Origin of the sequence: Brevundimonas sp., from assembly GCF_036402095.1 — a bacterium.
In the GTDB taxonomy this organism is placed as follows: domain Bacteria; phylum Pseudomonadota; class Alphaproteobacteria; order Caulobacterales; family Caulobacteraceae; genus Brevundimonas.
Genome location: NZ_DASWTO010000085.1, coordinates 18,879 through 33,809, shown reverse-complemented (window position 1 = coordinate 33,809; position 14,931 = coordinate 18,879). Strand labels below are relative to the sequence as shown.

Genomic DNA, 14,931 nt, shown 5'->3' with positions numbered 1-14,931 from the left:
CCCGCGCCTCGACGGCGTCCTGCGGCAGGACCGTCTTTCGGACTGCCACGTCGTCGCGCTTGTAGGCGGCGATCCGCGCCAGAACGTCGTCGGTCACGCCGGCTCTTCCTCGATCGGCGTATTGGTGGCCTCGACCAGCGCCGCCAGCGCCCGCGCCGCGCGGCCGTCGTCGATGACCGCCGCCGCCAGCGCCGCGCCCTCCGTCAGATCGGCCGCCTTGTCGCCGACCACCAGCGCCGCCGCCGCGTTGAGCAGCACGATGTCGCGATAGGCGCCCTTCGCGCCGTCCAGCAGCGCCCGCAGGGCCGCCGCGTTCTCCTCGGCGTCCCCGCCGCGCAGGTCGGCGATGTCCGCCAGGGGCAGGCCGGCGTCGTCGGGCGTGACGGTGAAGCGGCGCACCGCCCCGTTTCGCCATTCCGCCACGCCGGTCGGACCGGTGGTGGTCAGCTCGTCCAGCCCCTGTCCATGCACGACCCAGGCCCGCTCGGCGCCCAGCCGGCCCAGCACCTCGGCCAGCGGCTCCAGCAGGCGCGGATCATAGACCCCCATCACCTGCCGTTTCGCCCTGGCCGGATTGGACAGCGGCCCGAGCAGGTTGAACACCGTGCGGAAGCCGATCTCGGCCCGCACCGGCCCGACGTGGCGCATGGCCCCGTGGTATGACGGGGCGAACAGGAAGGCGATGCCGGCCCGGTCCAGCGCCTGCCGCTGCTGCGCCGGCGTGGCCGCCAGGTTGACCCCCAACGCCGCCAGCACGTCCGACGAGCCTGACTTCGAGCTCAGCGCCCGGTTGCCGTGCTTGGCCACCTTCAGCCCGGCGCCCGCCAGCACCAGCGCCGCGGCCGTCGAGATGTTGAAGGTGTGCTGCCCGTCGCCGCCGGTGCCGCAGGTGTCGATCACCTCGTACGGATGATCCAGCGTCAGGGCCGCATCGCGCATGGCGGTGGCGAAGGCGGCGATCTCGCCCACCGTCTCGCCGCGGATGCGCAGGGCGGTGACGGCGGCGGCGACCTGGGCAGGGGTCGGCTCGCCCCTCAGGCAGGCGGCGAAGAAGTCGCGCGCCTCCTCGTCCGATAGCACGCGGCCGTCGACAAGCTTTGCCAGCAGAGGTTTGAAACCGTCGGCCATGTCAGACCATCGCCGTGCGCTTGACGTTGGCGATGGCGAGGAAGTTGGCCAGCAGGTCGTGACCGTGTTCGGTGGCGATCGATTCGGGGTGGAACTGCACGCCGTGGATGGGCCGGGTCCGGTGCGCCAACCCCATGATCTCGCCGTCGGCCGTCCAGGCGGTGACTTCCAGCACGTCCGGCAGGGTCTCGCGCTTCACCGCCAGCGAGTGATAGCGGGTGGCCGTAAACGGGGAGGGAAGGCCGGCGAACACGCTCCGACCCTCGTGCTCGATCGGCGAGGTCTTGCCGTGCATCAGGCTCTTGGCCCGGATCACATCGCCGCCGAACGCCTGACCCATGGCCTGATGCCCCAGGCAGACCCCGAAGATCGGCATCTCCAGCGGCGCAATGTCCAGAAGCGGCAGGCAGATGCCGGCCTCGTTCGGCGTGCACGGCCCCGGCGACAGCAGCAGGGCCTCCGGCTTCAGCGCCAGCGCCTCGGCCGCCGTCAGGTCGTCGTTGCGCACCACGCGCGTCTCGGCGCCCAGTTCCGCGAGGTAGTGGACCAGGTTCCAGGTGAAGCTGTCGTAGTTGTCGACGACGAGGATCATGCTTCGGCTTCTAGGCGGTGCGGGGAGCCGCGCCAAGCGGGCTCTGGGGTAAGTGTTCGTTAACCACGATCGGGCGAACTGGAGGCTCCAGCGGAGGGGCTCGCATGGCCGAAACCACCATCGACAAGGCGCGCGTCCTGCTGACCCCGCCGGCGCGCCGCGCCAGCGCCTGGGCCACTCTCGCCGCGGCCGCACTGGCGGCGACGGCGGCGGTGATGATGGCGGGGGTGATGGTGCTTGGACCGGGTGTCCGCTTCGAGGAGAGCGCCGCGGCTCAGCCCGCGTTCCCGAACGGATAGCGCCAGGCCTCTTCCGCGGCCCCCATCGGGGCCCGGGCCTTGGCCTGGGTCTCGGCGTATTCCGCGGCCGGATCGCTGTCGGCGACAACGCCCGCGCCCGCCTGCACGTGGATCTTGCCGTCGGCGAACAGGGCGGTTCTCAGCACGATGCAGATATCCGCCTCGCCGCCGACCGAGATGTAGCCGACGCCGCCGCCGTAGCCGACGCCGCGCTTCTCGCCTTCCAGCTCGTCGATGATCTCCATCGCCCGGACCTTCGGCGCGCCCGAGAGCGTCCCGGCAGGCAGGGCGGCGAGCAGGGTGTCCACGGCGTCCAGCCTCGGGTCGGCCTGACCCTGCACGTCGGAAACGATATGCATCACAGAGCTGTAGCGCTCGACCTTGAAGCTTTCGGTGACCTCGACGGTGCCCGGCGCGGCGACCCGGCCGACGTCGTTGCGGCCCAGATCGAGCAGCATCAGGTGCTCGGCCAGCTCCTTCGGATCCGCCAGGAGTTCCGCCTCCAGCGCGCGATCCCGCTCCGGCGTGTCGCCACGTGGCCGTGTCCCGGCGAGCGGTCGAATGGTGACCCGGCCGTCCTTCAGCCGCACCAGAATCTCCGGGCTCGACCCGGCCAGCTGGAAGTCGCCGAAGTCGAGGTAGAACAGATAGGGCGACGGATTGCGCCGCCGCAGCGAGCGGTAGAAGGCGAACGGGTCGCCCGCCCAGGGCGCGGCGAAGCGGTGGCTCAGCACCACCTGGAAGATGTCGCCGGCGGCGATGTAGTCCTTGGCCCGCGCCACCATCGTCCCGAAGGCGGACTCGTCCACCGGCGAGCGGAACGGCGGGACCGGCCTCTCCACCGGGGCCGGAATGGCGGGCAGGGGCGCGCGCAGCTCGGCCTCGAACGCATCCAGCCGGGCCACGGCGGCGTCGAAGGCCGCGGCCGCCGTCATGCCGCTGTCCGGCCAGGCCGCCGAGACCAGCACGATCTCATGTTTCACCGAATCGAAGATCGCCACCAGGGCCGGCCGGGTCAGGACCGCGTCGGGCAGGTCCAGCGGATCGGGATTGGCCGGGCCGAGCGGCTCGAGCAGCCGCACCATGTCATACCCGAACACGCCGAACAGGCCCGCGGCCATCGGCGGCAGGTCGTCCGGCAGCGCGAGGCGTGAGGCCGCGATCAGACGGCGCAGCGAGGCCAGGGGATCGCCCGGCTGGCCCTCCCAGGCCCCGGCGGCCACGCCCGCGCCCCGCGCCAGTTCGGCCCGGCCGTCGCGGCAGCGCCAGACGACGTCCGGTTCGCGCGTGATGATCGAGTAGCGCCCGTTGACCGCGCCGCCCTCGACAGACTCCAGCAGGAAGGCGTGGGTGCGGCCGTGCCCGACCTTGAGAAAGGCCGAAACCGGCGTCTCGAGGTCGTCGACGAGGCGGCGCACCACCACCTGCGGCCGGCCTTCCGACCAGCCTGCGGCGAAGGCGGCCGCCCCGGACGGGAGGTCGGACGAGCCGGGCTCTGCGCTCATCGCCCCGCGGGTCGCGCGGGCGCCGCCTCGACGCCCAGCGCCTGGCGGGCCAGCGTCTCGTCGTGGGTGGCCTTCATGCGCTCCGCGGCCGCGGCCACGGTGGCGGCGAACAGCGGGTCGCCGCTGGCGGCGCCGATGCGGGCGCGCCACTGCTGGGCCTCCTCGGCGACGACCGCCGGGGTCGGCGCGACGATGCGGTCGACCCGGCCGATGACGATGCTGTTTTCGGAGTTGGGCTGGGCGAAGGGCTGGCCCCGTCCGGCGTTGAACAGGGCGCCGATCACGGCCTCGCCGACCTGTTCGACGGCCGCCGGATCCTGCTTGAGGCCCGTGCGGGTGGTCACCGTGGCGCCGACCGAGGCGGCTACGGCGGCGATGTCCTCGCCGCGGCGCAGTCGCGCCATCAGCGCGTCCGACCGCGCCGAGAGCAGGCGCACGTTCTCGCGGGCGAGCCACTCGCTGGTGACCCGTTCGCGCACCGAGTCCAGCGACGGCATGGCGGCGGGGATGACGTCGTCGACGCGGACCACGAAATATTCGCCTTCGCCGAGGCCGGTCGGCTCGCTGGCGCGGCCCTCGGTCAGCTTCCACATGCCTTCCAGCACCTTGGCCGGGACGTTGAGCTGCTGGCCCTCGCGGTTGCGGCCCTCACGGGTCACGGCCGGGATCGGAACGATCCGGGCGCCGACCTGACGCACGGCCTCGTCCACGCTCTTGCCCTCACGACGGGCGGCTTCGAAGGCCTCGACGCGGCGGGAGACCGCGCCGCGCGCCTCCTGACCCCGCAGCTCCTCGACGATCTGCTCGCGGACGTCGGCCAGAGCCACTTCTCGCCCGGGCGTGACGCCGGTCACCTTCGCGACCACAAAGCCGACGCGGGCCTGCACCGGGGCCGACACCTCGTCGACATTCAGGCCGAACACCGCCCCGGCGACGGCCGGATCGCTGATCGCGCTGCGCGGCGTGTCGGCGTACTGGGCCGGCTGCAGGTCGTTGGCCTCGCCGACGGCGGCGGCGGTCTGACCCCCGCGCAGGGCGTTGGCGATCCGCTCGGCGGCGGCGCGCGTCGGCGCGGTCAGCGTGGTGAAGGTGCGGCGCTCCGGCACCGACAGGGCGTTCTTGCGGAAGTCGAAGCGCGCCTGGATCTTCTCTTCGCTGATGGCGATGTTCTGGTCGGCCGGGTTGCTGAAGATGACCAGCGAACCGGTGCGCAGCTCGGGGGACCGCATCCTGGCGGCGTTCTGGCTCATGTATGAGGTCAGCTGCGCATCCGTCGGCGCCGGGGCGGCGCCGGCCATCGCCTGGGTCAGGACGAACCAGCGGCCGTCGCGGGCCTGCTGGTTCAGATTGGCGTAGACGGCCCCATAGATGCGCGGCAGCCGCAGGCCGGACACCAGCGCCGTGCCGTAGTGGGTTCGGCTGTACTGGTCGCGGGCCTCCTGCTCGAGCAGTTCCGGCGTCATGTTGGCCTCAGCCAGACGGGATTCGTAGAGCTTTTCGTCGAACTGGTTGGTGACCGGATCGAAGAAGGCCGGGATGGCCCGGATCTGGCGCAGGATCAGTTCATTGCCGGGCCGGACGCCGGCCTTCCACGCCCACGCGAAGAAGCCGAGCTCCTGGGCGCGGCCCCTGAGGATGGCGGTCAGGTCGGCCTGCGCCAGCAGTTCCTCATAGGTGACGGCCCGGCCCTGCTGAGCCTGGATCTGCTCCAGCTGGCGATCCATCTCGGCCCGGAATTCCTGCGGGCTGACGCTGCGGTCGCCGGCCGATATGACCTTCGGCGCCTGCAGGCTGCCCAGAATGTCCGTCTGCGTGCCGCCGGTGACCAGCAGGCCAAGCGCCGTAAGGGCCAGCAGCCCCATCGCGAGCTTGGACTTCGCAAAATTGCGGAAGATGGAGATCATGGGCGGGCGGTCCTGCGGAAGGGCGGCGACGATGGTCGCTTGGCCTATAGGGGGTGACGGGGCGGCACGGCAAGACAATGGCGCCGCGAGGGGCCTCCAGCGGCTTGGCTTGGCGAAAACCTCCGCCTAGACAGGCCGGATGAAACACTCCGTGAAGCTGATCGCCGGCAATTGGAAGATGAACGGCCTGGCCGCCGATCTCAACGCCGTTGTCCATGACCTGAAGCTCGCCCTGCAGGGCGAGCCCGCCGCCTGCCGTGTGGCCCTGTGCCCGCCCGCGACGCTGATCAACCGGATGGCTGACGCCGTCCGTGGCCACGCCATCGAAGTCGGCGGCCAGGACTGCCGCGCCGAGACCCACGGCGCCTATACGGGCGGCGTATCGGCCGAAATGCTCAGGGACGCCGGCGCCGCCCTGGTCATCGTCGGCCACTCGGAGCGCCGTCAGGAGTTCGCCGAGACCGATCTGCTGGTCTCGTCCAAGGCGGAGGCGGCCGTCCGGGCCGGTCTCGCTCCCATCGTCTGCGTCGGCGAAACGCTCGAGCAGCGCGAGGTGGGCAGGGCGGTCGAGGTGGTCCGCGGCCAGGTGATGAATTCGCTGCCCCACGCCGTCGCCGGCCGGGACTTCGCCGTGGCCTACGAGCCGGTCTGGGCGATCGGCACGGGCCTGACGCCGACTCTCGACCAGATCGAGGAAGTCCACCGCGCCGTGCGTGCGGCGATGATCGAGCGCCTGGGGCTCGCCAGCGCCGCCGCCCCGATCCTCTACGGCGGCTCGGTCAAGCCCGACAACGCCCGCGACATTCTCGCCGTGCCCGAAGTCGGCGGCGCCCTGGTCGGCGGCGCCTCCCTGAAGGCGGCTGACTTCCTCGGGATCATCCGCGCCGTCTGACGCCCCCGTTTGCCCCCGCCTCCCATCGATGATAGACGCCGCCGCTTGATCGGCGCGGCCTCGCGCCACACATATCGGCTGCCATGCTCCAGACCCTTCTCCTCGTCGCCATGATCCTCATTTCGATCGCGCTCGCCGGCGTGATCCTGATCCAGCGCTCCGAAGGCGGCGCGCTGGGCATGGGCGGAGGACCCTCGGGCTTCATGACTGCGCGCGGAGCCGGCAATCTGCTGACCGTGACGACCTGGTGGCTGGCCACCGCCTTCTTCCTGTGCGCCATCGGCCTGACCATCGTCGGCAACATCAGCCGCGCCAATCAGTCGATCGTCGACCCCGACGCCGTCGGCGCCCTGGCCACGCCCGCCGGCGCGACTCCTGCGGCCCCGGCCGCCGATCCGGCCACGGCCCCGGCCCAGCCGGCCGGCCCGTCGCTCGACGACTTCCTGAGCAGCTCAACGCCCGCGGCCCAGCCGGCCCCGGCGCAACCCGCTCCGGCGCAATAAGGTGGGCGGGGCCCTTATCCCCGCCTTCCTCTCCCGCCCCCATAGTCTCCGCATTACGCCGCTCGAATCAGCGGTAGAGTGATCTCCCATGGCCCGTTACGTGTTCATCACCGGCGGCGTGGTTTCCTCATTGGGAAAAGGCCTCGCCTCCGCCGCTCTCGGCGCGCTCCTGCAGGCGCGCGGCTACAAGGTCCGGCTGCGCAAGCTCGACCCCTATCTGAACGTCGATCCGGGCACGATGAGCCCGTATCAGCACGGCGAGGTGTTCGTCACCGATGACGGGGCCGAGACCGATCTCGACCTCGGCCACTACGAACGCTTCACGGGCGTCTCGGCCGCCAAGTCCGACAACATCACCACCGGCCGCATCTATTCGACCATCCTCGAGAAGGAGCGGCGCGGGGACTATCTGGGCGCCACGGTGCAGGTGATCCCGCACGTCACGGACCAGATCAAATCCTTCTGCCTGACGCCCGCCCTGACCGATGAGGGAGACGAGGTCGACTTCGTGCTGGTCGAGATCGGCGGCACTGTCGGCGACATCGAGGGCCTGCCGTTCTTCGAAGCCATCCGCCAGCTGGGCCAGGACCTGCCCCGCGGCCAGTCCTGCTTCGTCCACCTGACCCTGCTGCCCTTCATCAAGACCGCCGGCGAGATGAAGACCAAGCCGACGCAGCATTCGGTCAAGGAACTGCGCTCGATCGGCATCCAGCCCGACATCCTGCTGTGCCGTTGCGAATTCCCCATTCCGGCCGAGGAAAAGCGCAAGATCGGCCTGTTCTGCAACGTGCGCGAAAGCGGCGTCATCCAGGCCATGGACTCCGCCGACATCTACGCCGTGCCGCTCGACTATCACCGCGAGGGGCTCGACGCCGAGGTGCTGGCCCACTTCGGCGTCACCGACGCGCCCGCGCCCGACCTGTCGCGCTGGCAGGAGATCGCCCGCCGCCGCCTGCACCCGGACGGCGAGGTCACCGTGGCCGTTGTCGGCAAGTACACGGTGCTCAAGGACGCCTACAAATCCCTCATCGAGGCGCTGCACCACGGCGGCGTCGCCAACAACGTCAAGGTCAACATCGACTGGGTCGAGGCCGAGACCTTCGAGGGCGACCGGGAGGCCTGCGAGGCCCGGCTGCAGGGCGCCCATGCGGTGCTGGTCCCCGGCGGCTTCGGCGAGCGCGGCTCGGAGGGCAAGATCGAGGCGGCCCGCTTCGCCCGCGAGCGCAAGATCCCGTATTTCGGCATCTGTTTCGGCATGCAGATGGCCGTCATCGAGGCGGCCCGGAACCTCGCCGGCTATCCGAAGGCCTCCTCGACCGAATTCGGCCCCACCTCGGAGCCGGTCGTCGGCCTGATGACCGAATGGACCCAGGGCAACCAGCGGGTCCTGCGCCAGCAGGGCGGCGACATGGGCGGCACCATGCGGCTCGGCGCCTATGACTCGACGCTGAAGCCGGGCTCGAAGATCGCGGAACTGTACGGCTCGACCACCATAAGCGAGCGTCACCGCCACCGCTACGAGGTCAACATCAACTACCGCGAGGCGATCGAGCAGAAGGCCGGCCTCGTTTTCGCCGGCCTGTCGCCCGACGGCGTCCTGCCCGAGACCGTGGAGCGCGAGGACCATCCCTGGTTCATCGGCGTGCAGTATCACCCCGAGCTGAAGAGCCGCCCCTTCGCCCCGCACCCCCTGTTCGCCGGCTTCATCGAGGCCGCCGTCGTGCAGAGCCGGCTGGTCTGAAGGCGTTTCGAACCGCCTGCGCGCGAACACGGCTCCGTTAACTGCTGTTGCGTGTGACCACCGGTGGTGTTCAATGCCGCCCGACCGGCCGGGAGCACTGGAATGCCTATCTATAACGGGACCGACGCCGGCGAGACCATCACGGGTTCCGCCGGTGACGACACGATCGACGGCCGGCGAGGCGACGACACCCTCAACGGCGGCGACGGGGCGGACCTCTTCCACTACGACGTCCACCCGTTCGTGCAGCAGGGCGACGGTTCCGACCTGGTCGACGGCGGCGACGGGGCCGATATTCTGGACGTCGTGGTTCCGACCCTGCTGACCTACCAGGACAGCAGCCAGTCCTACGGCCTGCAGACATTCTCGCTCCAGGCCGGACCCGGCGGGGCGGCTGTCTTCGCCATGGAGCAGACGCGGACGCCCAATGGGGGCGCGGCCGAAATCCTGCGGGCGTCCGTCACCCTGCAGGGCGTGGAAGGCTTCCGCTACACCGGATCCCCGCTCGAGCCGGACCCGCCCTACTACGCCAGCGGCGGCGACGTCATCTACACGCCCAACGGCGACGACCGGCTCACGATCGGCGATCTGAGCGGCACGGGCATGACCGGCCTGATCGAATTCGACGGCGGGGCCGGCGCCGACTGGCTCGACGCCGGGGCCGCCGTGAACGTGATCCACGGACATGGCGGAACCGGGTTCGACGTTCTGCGCGGCGGGTCCGCGGACGACCTGCTCTACGGCGACGCCGATGCGGACGCCCTGTACGGCGGCGCCGGAAGTGACCAGCTGTTCGGCGGCGACGGCGACGACCAGCTGACCGGGGCGGCCGGCGCCAATCTACTCTCCGGCGGCGCGGGCTCGGACACCGCCCGTTTCGAGGACGCGACCCAGGCCGTCATCATCGACCTGAACAACGGCACGGTGACCAACAACGGCTACGGCGCCGTCGACACCCTGACGAGCATCGAGAACCTGATCGGCGGGGCCTACAACGACGTCCTCATCGGCGAGGGCTCGAACAACCGGCTCGAGGGCGGGGCGGGGGCGGACTATCTGGTCGGCCTCGGCGGCGACGACATCCTCGTGGGCGGGGCAGGGGCGGCCAACACCCTGCAGGGCGGCCTGGGCGACGACCTGTACGAAGTCAGCGCCAACGACACGCTGATCGAGAACGCCGGCGAAGGTGTCGACACCGTCAGCACGGGCCTGGCGGTCTACCAGCTCAAGACCCATTTCGAACACCTCACCTTTACAGGCGACGGACCGCACACCGGTCTCGGCAATGCGGCGGCCAACACCCTGACCGGGGCGGGGGGAGCGGACACGCTGTTCGGCTACGAGGGGAATGACGTGCTGCACGGCGGCTTCGGCGCCGCCAATACGCTGACGGGCGGCCTTGGCGACGACTACTACGTCTCGCGCGCGGCCGGAGACTCGATGATCGAACAGGCCGGCGAGGGCCATGACACGGTCGACACCACGGCCCTGACCTACGTGCTGCGCGACAATTTCGAGGACCTGATCTTCACGCCGGCGACCGGAAACACCACCCATTTCAACGGAACGGGCAACGCCCTGAACAACATGATCCGGGGGCATGCAGGCAACGATGTCTTCGCCGGACTGGCGGGCGACGACCATCTGATCGGACTGCAGGGCGACGACATCCTTCGCGGCGGCGCGGGCGTCGACCTGATCGACGGCGGGGCCGGCGCCGATACGGCGGACTACGGCACGGCCGCCCCCGGCGTTTCGGCGAACCTCAACAGCGGCGTCGCCACGAACGACGGCGACGGCGGGACCGACACCTTCATCGGCATCGAGAACCTCGCCGGGTCCGCCTTCAACGACACCCTGATCGGCTCCGGAGCGAGCAATCTCCTGATGGGGGGCCTCGGCGCGGACACCCTGGTCGGCCTCGGCGGGAACGACATCCTCGACGGCGGCGCCGGGGCGGCCAACACCCTGATCGGCGGCCTGGGCGACGACCTGTACCGGGTCGGATCCCTCGGCAACACCATCGTCGAGAACGCCGGCGAGGGCCTGGACACGGTCGAGGCCATGGTCGCCTCCGTCACCCTTCACGCCAACATCGAGAACCTGCGTTACGTCGGCACCGGCGCCTTCTCCGGGACCGGCAACGCCTCGGCCAACCGCATCACCGGCGGCGACGGGGCGGACCTGCTCTCCGGCATGGGCGGCGACGACATCCTCGAGGGCGGCGACGGGCCGGACACTTTCCGCGGCGGGGCGGGGAACGACACCTTCGTCGGCGGCGGCACCGGCGGCGACACGGCCGACTACACCCTGGCGGGCGCCGCGGTCCGGGTCGACCTGACGAAGACCCAGGTGCTGAACGACGGCGACGGCGGAACCGACACCCTGGTCAGCATCGAGAACGCCACCGGCTCGGCCTTCGATGACGTCCTGATCGGCAATTCCGGCGACAACGTGCTGAACGGCGGCCTCGGGCGCGACACCCTGATCGGCGGCCAGGGCGATGACGTCCTGATGGGCGGCTCCGGCGTCGCCAACACCCTCCAGGGCGGCGTCGGGAACGACCGATACGTCGTCTCGGCCGTGGGGGAATCGATCGTCGAGTTCGCGGATCAGGGCGTCGACATCGTCGAGACCGCCCTGTCCGCCATGACCCTCGCCGCCAACATCGAGAACCTGACCTACTCCGGCGCGGGCGCCTTCGCGGGGACGGGCAACGCCTCCGGCAACATCATCACCAGTGGCGGCGGAGCCGACACCCTGTCGGGACGTGGCGGCGACGACATCATCAGCGCCGGAGGCGGCGTCGACACCGTGGTCATGTCGGGGCTGCAGTCCGACTACGCCGTGAACGCCGGCGCGGGCTACCATTCGATCAGCGACAGCGTCGCCGGCCGGGATGGCCTGGACATCCTGTACGGCGTCGAACGCATCCGCTTCAGCGACGGCACGGTGCTGGATCTGACGGCTCCGCCCGCGCCGGGGCCGCTCGCCTTCGAAATCCCTGAGGCGCTTTCGCGTGAGCCGGCCGGCCTGGCCGCCCGCACCGACGATTTCGCCCTGACGCTGCCGGACCCCTGGAGCCCCTGGAACGACTTCTAGGGTCTGTGCGGCCTGGGCGGCTCCAGGCCTTCAAACGGCCGCCGCTCCCGGCAGCGCACGCAGACCTGCGTGCCGGGCTGACTGCGGCTGTCCACGAACAAATGACCCTTCCAGGCGCAGCGTAGAGCCTCGAACATGCGTCGGCCTCCGGCCATCCCCGTCAGCCATGATGATCCCGCTCATGCTGCAGCGCAAGATCGCTGTTCTCTCAACCGGCCGCCGCCGGCCGGCCTCTCGCGCTAGGGGGCGGCGGCGGCGGGCGTGTCCGGCCGGACCAGCACGGCGTCGACAGGCTGGAGCACGCCGTTGCTCGCGACGCTCTCCTGCCCGGTCAGACGGCCGCGTGCGCCGCTGTCCGAGCTGACCATGACCGCCTCACCGTCGCGTGAGAAGGTCAGCAGCGTGTCGGCCATGGTGCGCATCTGCACGCTGCCGTCCGTGTCGCGCTCGATGGCCGCCGCGATGTCGGCGCGGGTCAGGGCGCCCGGCACGATATGCGCGCGAAGCAGGGCGGCGCTCTGGGCGCGCAGGGTCTCGTCCGCGAAGTCTCCGGCGCCCGCCGCGCTAAAGGCCGCGTCGGACGGTGCGAACACCGTATAGGGGCCGACCCCCTCCAGCACGCTGGTCAGGCCGGCGTTTGAAACCACCTCGCCCAGCGCGCCGTAGCCGTCCGCTCCCTGGAGCGTGGCTGCGAGGGTGCGGGACGTCGGCTGGGCCTGTTCGGCCTTTTCTCCCGCCGCCTTGTCATCGCCGCCGCCGCAGGCCGCGAGCAGAAGGACGGCGAGGGGCGTCAGCGCCCGGCGCATGATGATCTGCATATCGATGTCTCCTGCCGCGGGTTCAGGTGAGCAGCTGGATGGCCGCCTGGACCAGCTGGGTGGTAGGATCGACCCGGTAGACGTAGCCGTCGCTGTAGCGATACAGGCCGTCTGGCGTATCGACGTACTGGCTGCGGTACGGATAGGGCACGTTGTAGACGTCGTAGCCCGCCGGCATCGGCTGCCCGACCGTGATCGGCTGCCCCGTCAGCAGGGCGGCGACCTGGGTGATCGCCTGGGTCCTGGGGTCGACTCCGTACAGCGCCCCGTTGGCGTAGCGGTAATCGTACGGCGCGTTCAGACGGAAATAGTCGCTGTAATACTGCGGAACCGGCTGGTAGCCGTACTGCTGCGGCCAGACCGCCCCGGGGGCCAGCGCCCCGCCCAGCGCCGGCAGCCAGCCCATCACCGAGCCGCTCCGGTCCGTCTTGTACAGATAGCCGTCCTCGTACCGGTAGCCGTCGTCACCGCGCCTGTTCCACAGATAGTCGTAGCGGGCCCGTGCGATCTTGCGTTCCTGCCCCGGGGGCAGGCAGCCATTGTTGCGCTTGGCCAGCCCGGGCGGGCATCCCGCGATCAGGCCGCGGTCCGGCTCGGCGCGGAACACCGTGACGGGCGTCGCCGTATCGGGCAGCGGGCGCGTCCGCACGTTCGCCTGGTCGGGCCGGCTGCCGGCGTCCGCGCGGACCTGGCTCCTGTCCTGGCCCTGTCCGCGCGCCTGGCCCTGTCCGCGCGCCTCCGGGCCTCGCACGGCTTCGCGGGTCGGCGGAGGCGTTTGCCGCTCGGCGCGGTCCTGGCCACGTCCGCGGGCCTCGCCGCCGTTCTGGCCGTTGCCCCGACCGTTGTCGGGACGGGCTTCGGCGCCCTTGCCGCCGCCCTTGTCCTGCCGGGCGTGATCGCCGCCCTTGCCTTGGCCGTGACCCTGATTCTGCGCGAGCGCCGCCGTCTGGGGCAGGCTGAAGGCGAGAGCGAGCGCGGCGGCTGTGGGGATAATCTTGTACATGGAAACCTCTCGTCGAGTGGTCTCTCAAACGTTCGGAACCCGACACCGTTCCTGATCAGGTCGGCGTGGCTCCGGAAACAGGTCCGTCCGCGACGGCGTCGCGCCCGGTCCCCTTGATCCAGCCGAGAAGCAGATCGTAGCGCATGCCGTCCTGCTGCTGGCCGTGCAGCGCGGCGGACTGGCTGGCGCCCACCGCTCCCGGCGCTTCCCCGTACGTGGCCCTGAACAGGCGGCTGAAATGCGATTCGCTGACGAAGCCGTGCGCATGGGCGATCTCGGCCACGGATGGCCGGCGGCCGACGCGTTGCAGCAGGGCCCCGCGGGCGCTGTGCAGACGCCGCCGCCTGATGTGGATATTGATGCCGCCGTCCTCGGCGAAGGCCCTGAAGAGGGTCGCCCGGGACACGCCGAGCGCGCCGATCAGGCTGCCGACGCCGAGATCCGGATCGGTTAGCTGCCGGTCGATCAGGGCGGTCGCGGTGGTCCGGATGCCGGCGTAGAGCGCGCGCGTCTGATCGGGGGCGAACCGGCCCGAGTTCCGGAACGCCTGCTCGGCCAGCGTCAGCGCGGCGCGCACTGAAGCGACCCCCTCGTCGAGGCTCATGGCGGGTGCGGCGGCGGCGAGGGCGGTCATGTGATTGATCAGGACGCGGCCGACGGCGGGACCGTCATCGACCCTGGCTCCGTGAAACTGCGGCTCCAGCAGCCAGGCGGGCGTGGCCTCGCGCGGCAGGGCGATGGAGATGGCGTCGACGGACGCGACGCGGGCCGCGGAGGGCCGCCACAGCTGCCGAACATGCACCGTGCCCGGCCGCCCGGTGACGCTGACGCCGTCGATGTCGCCCGCCATCCCGCCGAGGTCGAGCAGCAGAATGACCCCGTCGAAACCGGACTGGCGGATCTCGCGAACGCCCCTCACCAGGGTCTGGCCGATCGATCGGCCCCGGCCGACGACGTAGTCGCCGAACTGGCAGACCACATTGTCGGTGAAAAACCGGGGCAGGGCGATCTCGTCGAAGTCAGAGGCGCCGTACCAGTTCGCCAGGCCCTCGCGATAACAGTCGAGCGCCGTGGGATCGTTCGCCGCCGAAATGCTCCAGCGCGCGAGATTGGGTCGGGCGGCAGTGGCCATGCGTTTCCTCGGGTCGGCCGCCGGTTCTCACAAACTATGCGAGATCGACCCGGGTCCAGATCGGACATGTTAGCGGCGCCGGCGGTCTGCGAGCAAGGTTCGTCGAAGGCCGCGTCGGCCGCCAAGTTCTTCCCCCGTCAGGAGAAATCACGCGTTTTTTGCGTGGGGCGCCCGCGATTCTGAGACGGACAGGCATGTTTCAGGCTTCAGACTTCGTTTACCCCGTTCGCCGTGCAGCGATCTGTTTCTCACTCAGGTTGAGAAGGAAGCGCTGCACGGTCGCGCCGATTCCGGCGCGATGGGGAGGGGTAG

12 protein-coding genes are annotated in these 14,931 nt (G+C 70.5%); 5 read left to right on the top strand and 7 right to left on the bottom strand.

The genetic code is table 11. The annotated features are described in order from the left end of the window. Positions 1 to 93: 93 nt before the first annotated feature. The gene (trpD, locus tag VGD32_RS06955; protein WP_331031177.1) at positions 94 to 1,128 is read right to left on the bottom strand and encodes an anthranilate phosphoribosyltransferase; all 1,035 of its coding nucleotides are present in this window, start codon (positions 1,126 to 1,128) and stop codon (positions 94 to 96) included. 1 nt (position 1,129) lies between these two features. Further along, positions 1,130 to 1,720, bottom strand: coding sequence for an aminodeoxychorismate/anthranilate synthase component II (locus tag VGD32_RS06950; protein WP_331031176.1), 591 nt, complete (start codon positions 1,718 to 1,720; stop codon positions 1,130 to 1,132). Between the two features lie 104 nt (positions 1,721 to 1,824). On the opposite strand from VGD32_RS06950, the gene VGD32_RS06945 reads away from it, so the two are divergent. Further along, positions 1,825 to 2,019: a peptidoglycan-binding protein gene (locus VGD32_RS06945; protein WP_331031175.1), complete on the top strand. Its 195-nt coding sequence runs from the start codon at positions 1,825 to 1,827 to the stop codon at positions 2,017 to 2,019. On the opposite strand, the gene trpE is transcribed toward VGD32_RS06945, so the two are convergent. Together trpE and VGD32_RS06935 are read right to left on the bottom strand one after the other, a co-directional pair. Continuing rightward, on the bottom strand, positions 1,995 to 3,524 hold the full coding sequence (gene trpE / locus VGD32_RS06940; protein ID WP_331031174.1) for an anthranilate synthase component I: 1,530 nt from the start codon (positions 3,522 to 3,524) through the stop codon (positions 1,995 to 1,997). The two genes, VGD32_RS06945 and trpE, sit on opposite strands and share 25 nt — an antisense overlap. Continuing rightward, a complete protein-coding gene (locus tag VGD32_RS06935; RefSeq protein WP_331031173.1) occupies positions 3,521 to 5,428 on the bottom strand; it encodes a peptidylprolyl isomerase in 1,908 nt (635 codons plus the stop codon). The genes trpE and VGD32_RS06935 overlap by 4 nt, the downstream gene beginning before the upstream one ends. Positions 5,429 to 5,567: 139 nt before the next feature. On the opposite strand from VGD32_RS06935, the gene tpiA reads away from it, so the two are divergent. The 4 genes from tpiA to VGD32_RS06915 all read left to right on the top strand — a co-directional run bounded on the left by tpiA (position 5,568) and on the right by VGD32_RS06915 (position 11,666). After that, positions 5,568 to 6,320 (top strand): triose-phosphate isomerase, encoded by a 753-nt coding sequence (tpiA, locus tag VGD32_RS06930; RefSeq protein WP_331031172.1) that lies wholly within the window; start codon positions 5,568 to 5,570, stop codon positions 6,318 to 6,320. Between the two features lie 83 nt (positions 6,321 to 6,403). Continuing rightward, positions 6,404 to 6,823 (top strand): preprotein translocase subunit SecG, encoded by a 420-nt coding sequence (gene secG, locus VGD32_RS06925; RefSeq protein ID WP_331031171.1) that lies wholly within the window; start codon positions 6,404 to 6,406, stop codon positions 6,821 to 6,823. 88 nt (positions 6,824 to 6,911) lie between these two features. Continuing rightward, on the top strand, positions 6,912 to 8,564 hold the full coding sequence (locus tag VGD32_RS06920) for a CTP synthase (RefSeq protein WP_331031170.1): 1,653 nt from the start codon (positions 6,912 to 6,914) through the stop codon (positions 8,562 to 8,564). A 102-nt stretch (positions 8,565 to 8,666) separates the two neighbouring features. After that, positions 8,667 to 11,666 carry a calcium-binding protein gene (locus tag VGD32_RS06915; RefSeq protein WP_331031169.1) on the top strand — a complete coding sequence of 1,000 codons (3,000 nt, stop codon included), beginning with the start codon at positions 8,667 to 8,669 and terminating at the stop codon, positions 11,664 to 11,666. A 239-nt stretch (positions 11,667 to 11,905) separates the two neighbouring features. Here the strand turns inward: VGD32_RS06915 and VGD32_RS06910 are convergent, their stop codons facing one another. Genes VGD32_RS06910 through VGD32_RS06900 form a run of 3 tightly spaced genes read right to left on the bottom strand, consistent with a single transcriptional unit; the run spans position 11,906 to position 14,619 of the window. Beyond that, entirely contained in the window at positions 11,906 to 12,484 is a 579-nt protein-coding gene (locus tag VGD32_RS06910) for a fasciclin domain-containing protein (RefSeq protein ID WP_331031168.1), read from the bottom strand. Between the two features lie 22 nt (positions 12,485 to 12,506). Beyond that, complete coding sequence (locus tag VGD32_RS06905; protein WP_331031167.1) at positions 12,507 to 13,487, bottom strand: hypothetical protein; 981 nt, start codon at positions 13,485 to 13,487, stop codon at positions 12,507 to 12,509. Between the two features lie 55 nt (positions 13,488 to 13,542). After that, positions 13,543 to 14,619: a helix-turn-helix transcriptional regulator gene (locus tag VGD32_RS06900; RefSeq protein ID WP_331031166.1), complete on the bottom strand. Its 1,077-nt coding sequence runs from the start codon at positions 14,617 to 14,619 to the stop codon at positions 13,543 to 13,545. Between the last annotated feature and the right edge of the window lie 312 nt (positions 14,620 to 14,931).

What these genes read in the sequence shown, in the direction of transcription:
- VGD32_RS06910 (WP_331031168.1), bottom strand. Translation starts at nt 12,484, where the DNA reads ATGCAGATCATCATGCGCCGGGCGCTGACGCCCCTCGCCGTCCTTCTG.
- trpE (WP_331031174.1), bottom strand. Translation starts at nt 3,524, where the DNA reads ATGAGCGCAGAGCCCGGCTCGTCCGACCTCCCGTCCGGGGCGGCCGCC.
- trpD (WP_331031177.1), bottom strand. Translation starts at nt 1,128, where the DNA reads ATGGCCGACGGTTTCAAACCTCTGCTGGCAAAGCTTGTCGACGGCCGC.
- VGD32_RS06935 (WP_331031173.1), bottom strand. Translation starts at nt 5,428, where the DNA reads ATGATCTCCATCTTCCGCAATTTTGCGAAGTCCAAGCTCGCGATGGGG.
- secG (WP_331031171.1), top strand. Translation starts at nt 6,404, where the DNA reads ATGCTCCAGACCCTTCTCCTCGTCGCCATGATCCTCATTTCGATCGCG.
- VGD32_RS06920 (WP_331031170.1), top strand. Translation starts at nt 6,912, where the DNA reads ATGGCCCGTTACGTGTTCATCACCGGCGGCGTGGTTTCCTCATTGGGA.
- tpiA (WP_331031172.1), top strand. Translation starts at nt 5,568, where the DNA reads ATGAAACACTCCGTGAAGCTGATCGCCGGCAATTGGAAGATGAACGGC.
- VGD32_RS06915 (WP_331031169.1), top strand. Translation starts at nt 8,667, where the DNA reads ATGCCTATCTATAACGGGACCGACGCCGGCGAGACCATCACGGGTTCC.
- VGD32_RS06950 (WP_331031176.1), bottom strand. Translation starts at nt 1,720, where the DNA reads ATGATCCTCGTCGTCGACAACTACGACAGCTTCACCTGGAACCTGGTC.
- VGD32_RS06900 (WP_331031166.1), bottom strand. Translation starts at nt 14,619, where the DNA reads ATGGCCACTGCCGCCCGACCCAATCTCGCGCGCTGGAGCATTTCGGCG.
- VGD32_RS06945 (WP_331031175.1), top strand. Translation starts at nt 1,825, where the DNA reads ATGGCCGAAACCACCATCGACAAGGCGCGCGTCCTGCTGACCCCGCCG.
- VGD32_RS06905 (WP_331031167.1), bottom strand. Translation starts at nt 13,487, where the DNA reads ATGTACAAGATTATCCCCACAGCCGCCGCGCTCGCTCTCGCCTTCAGC.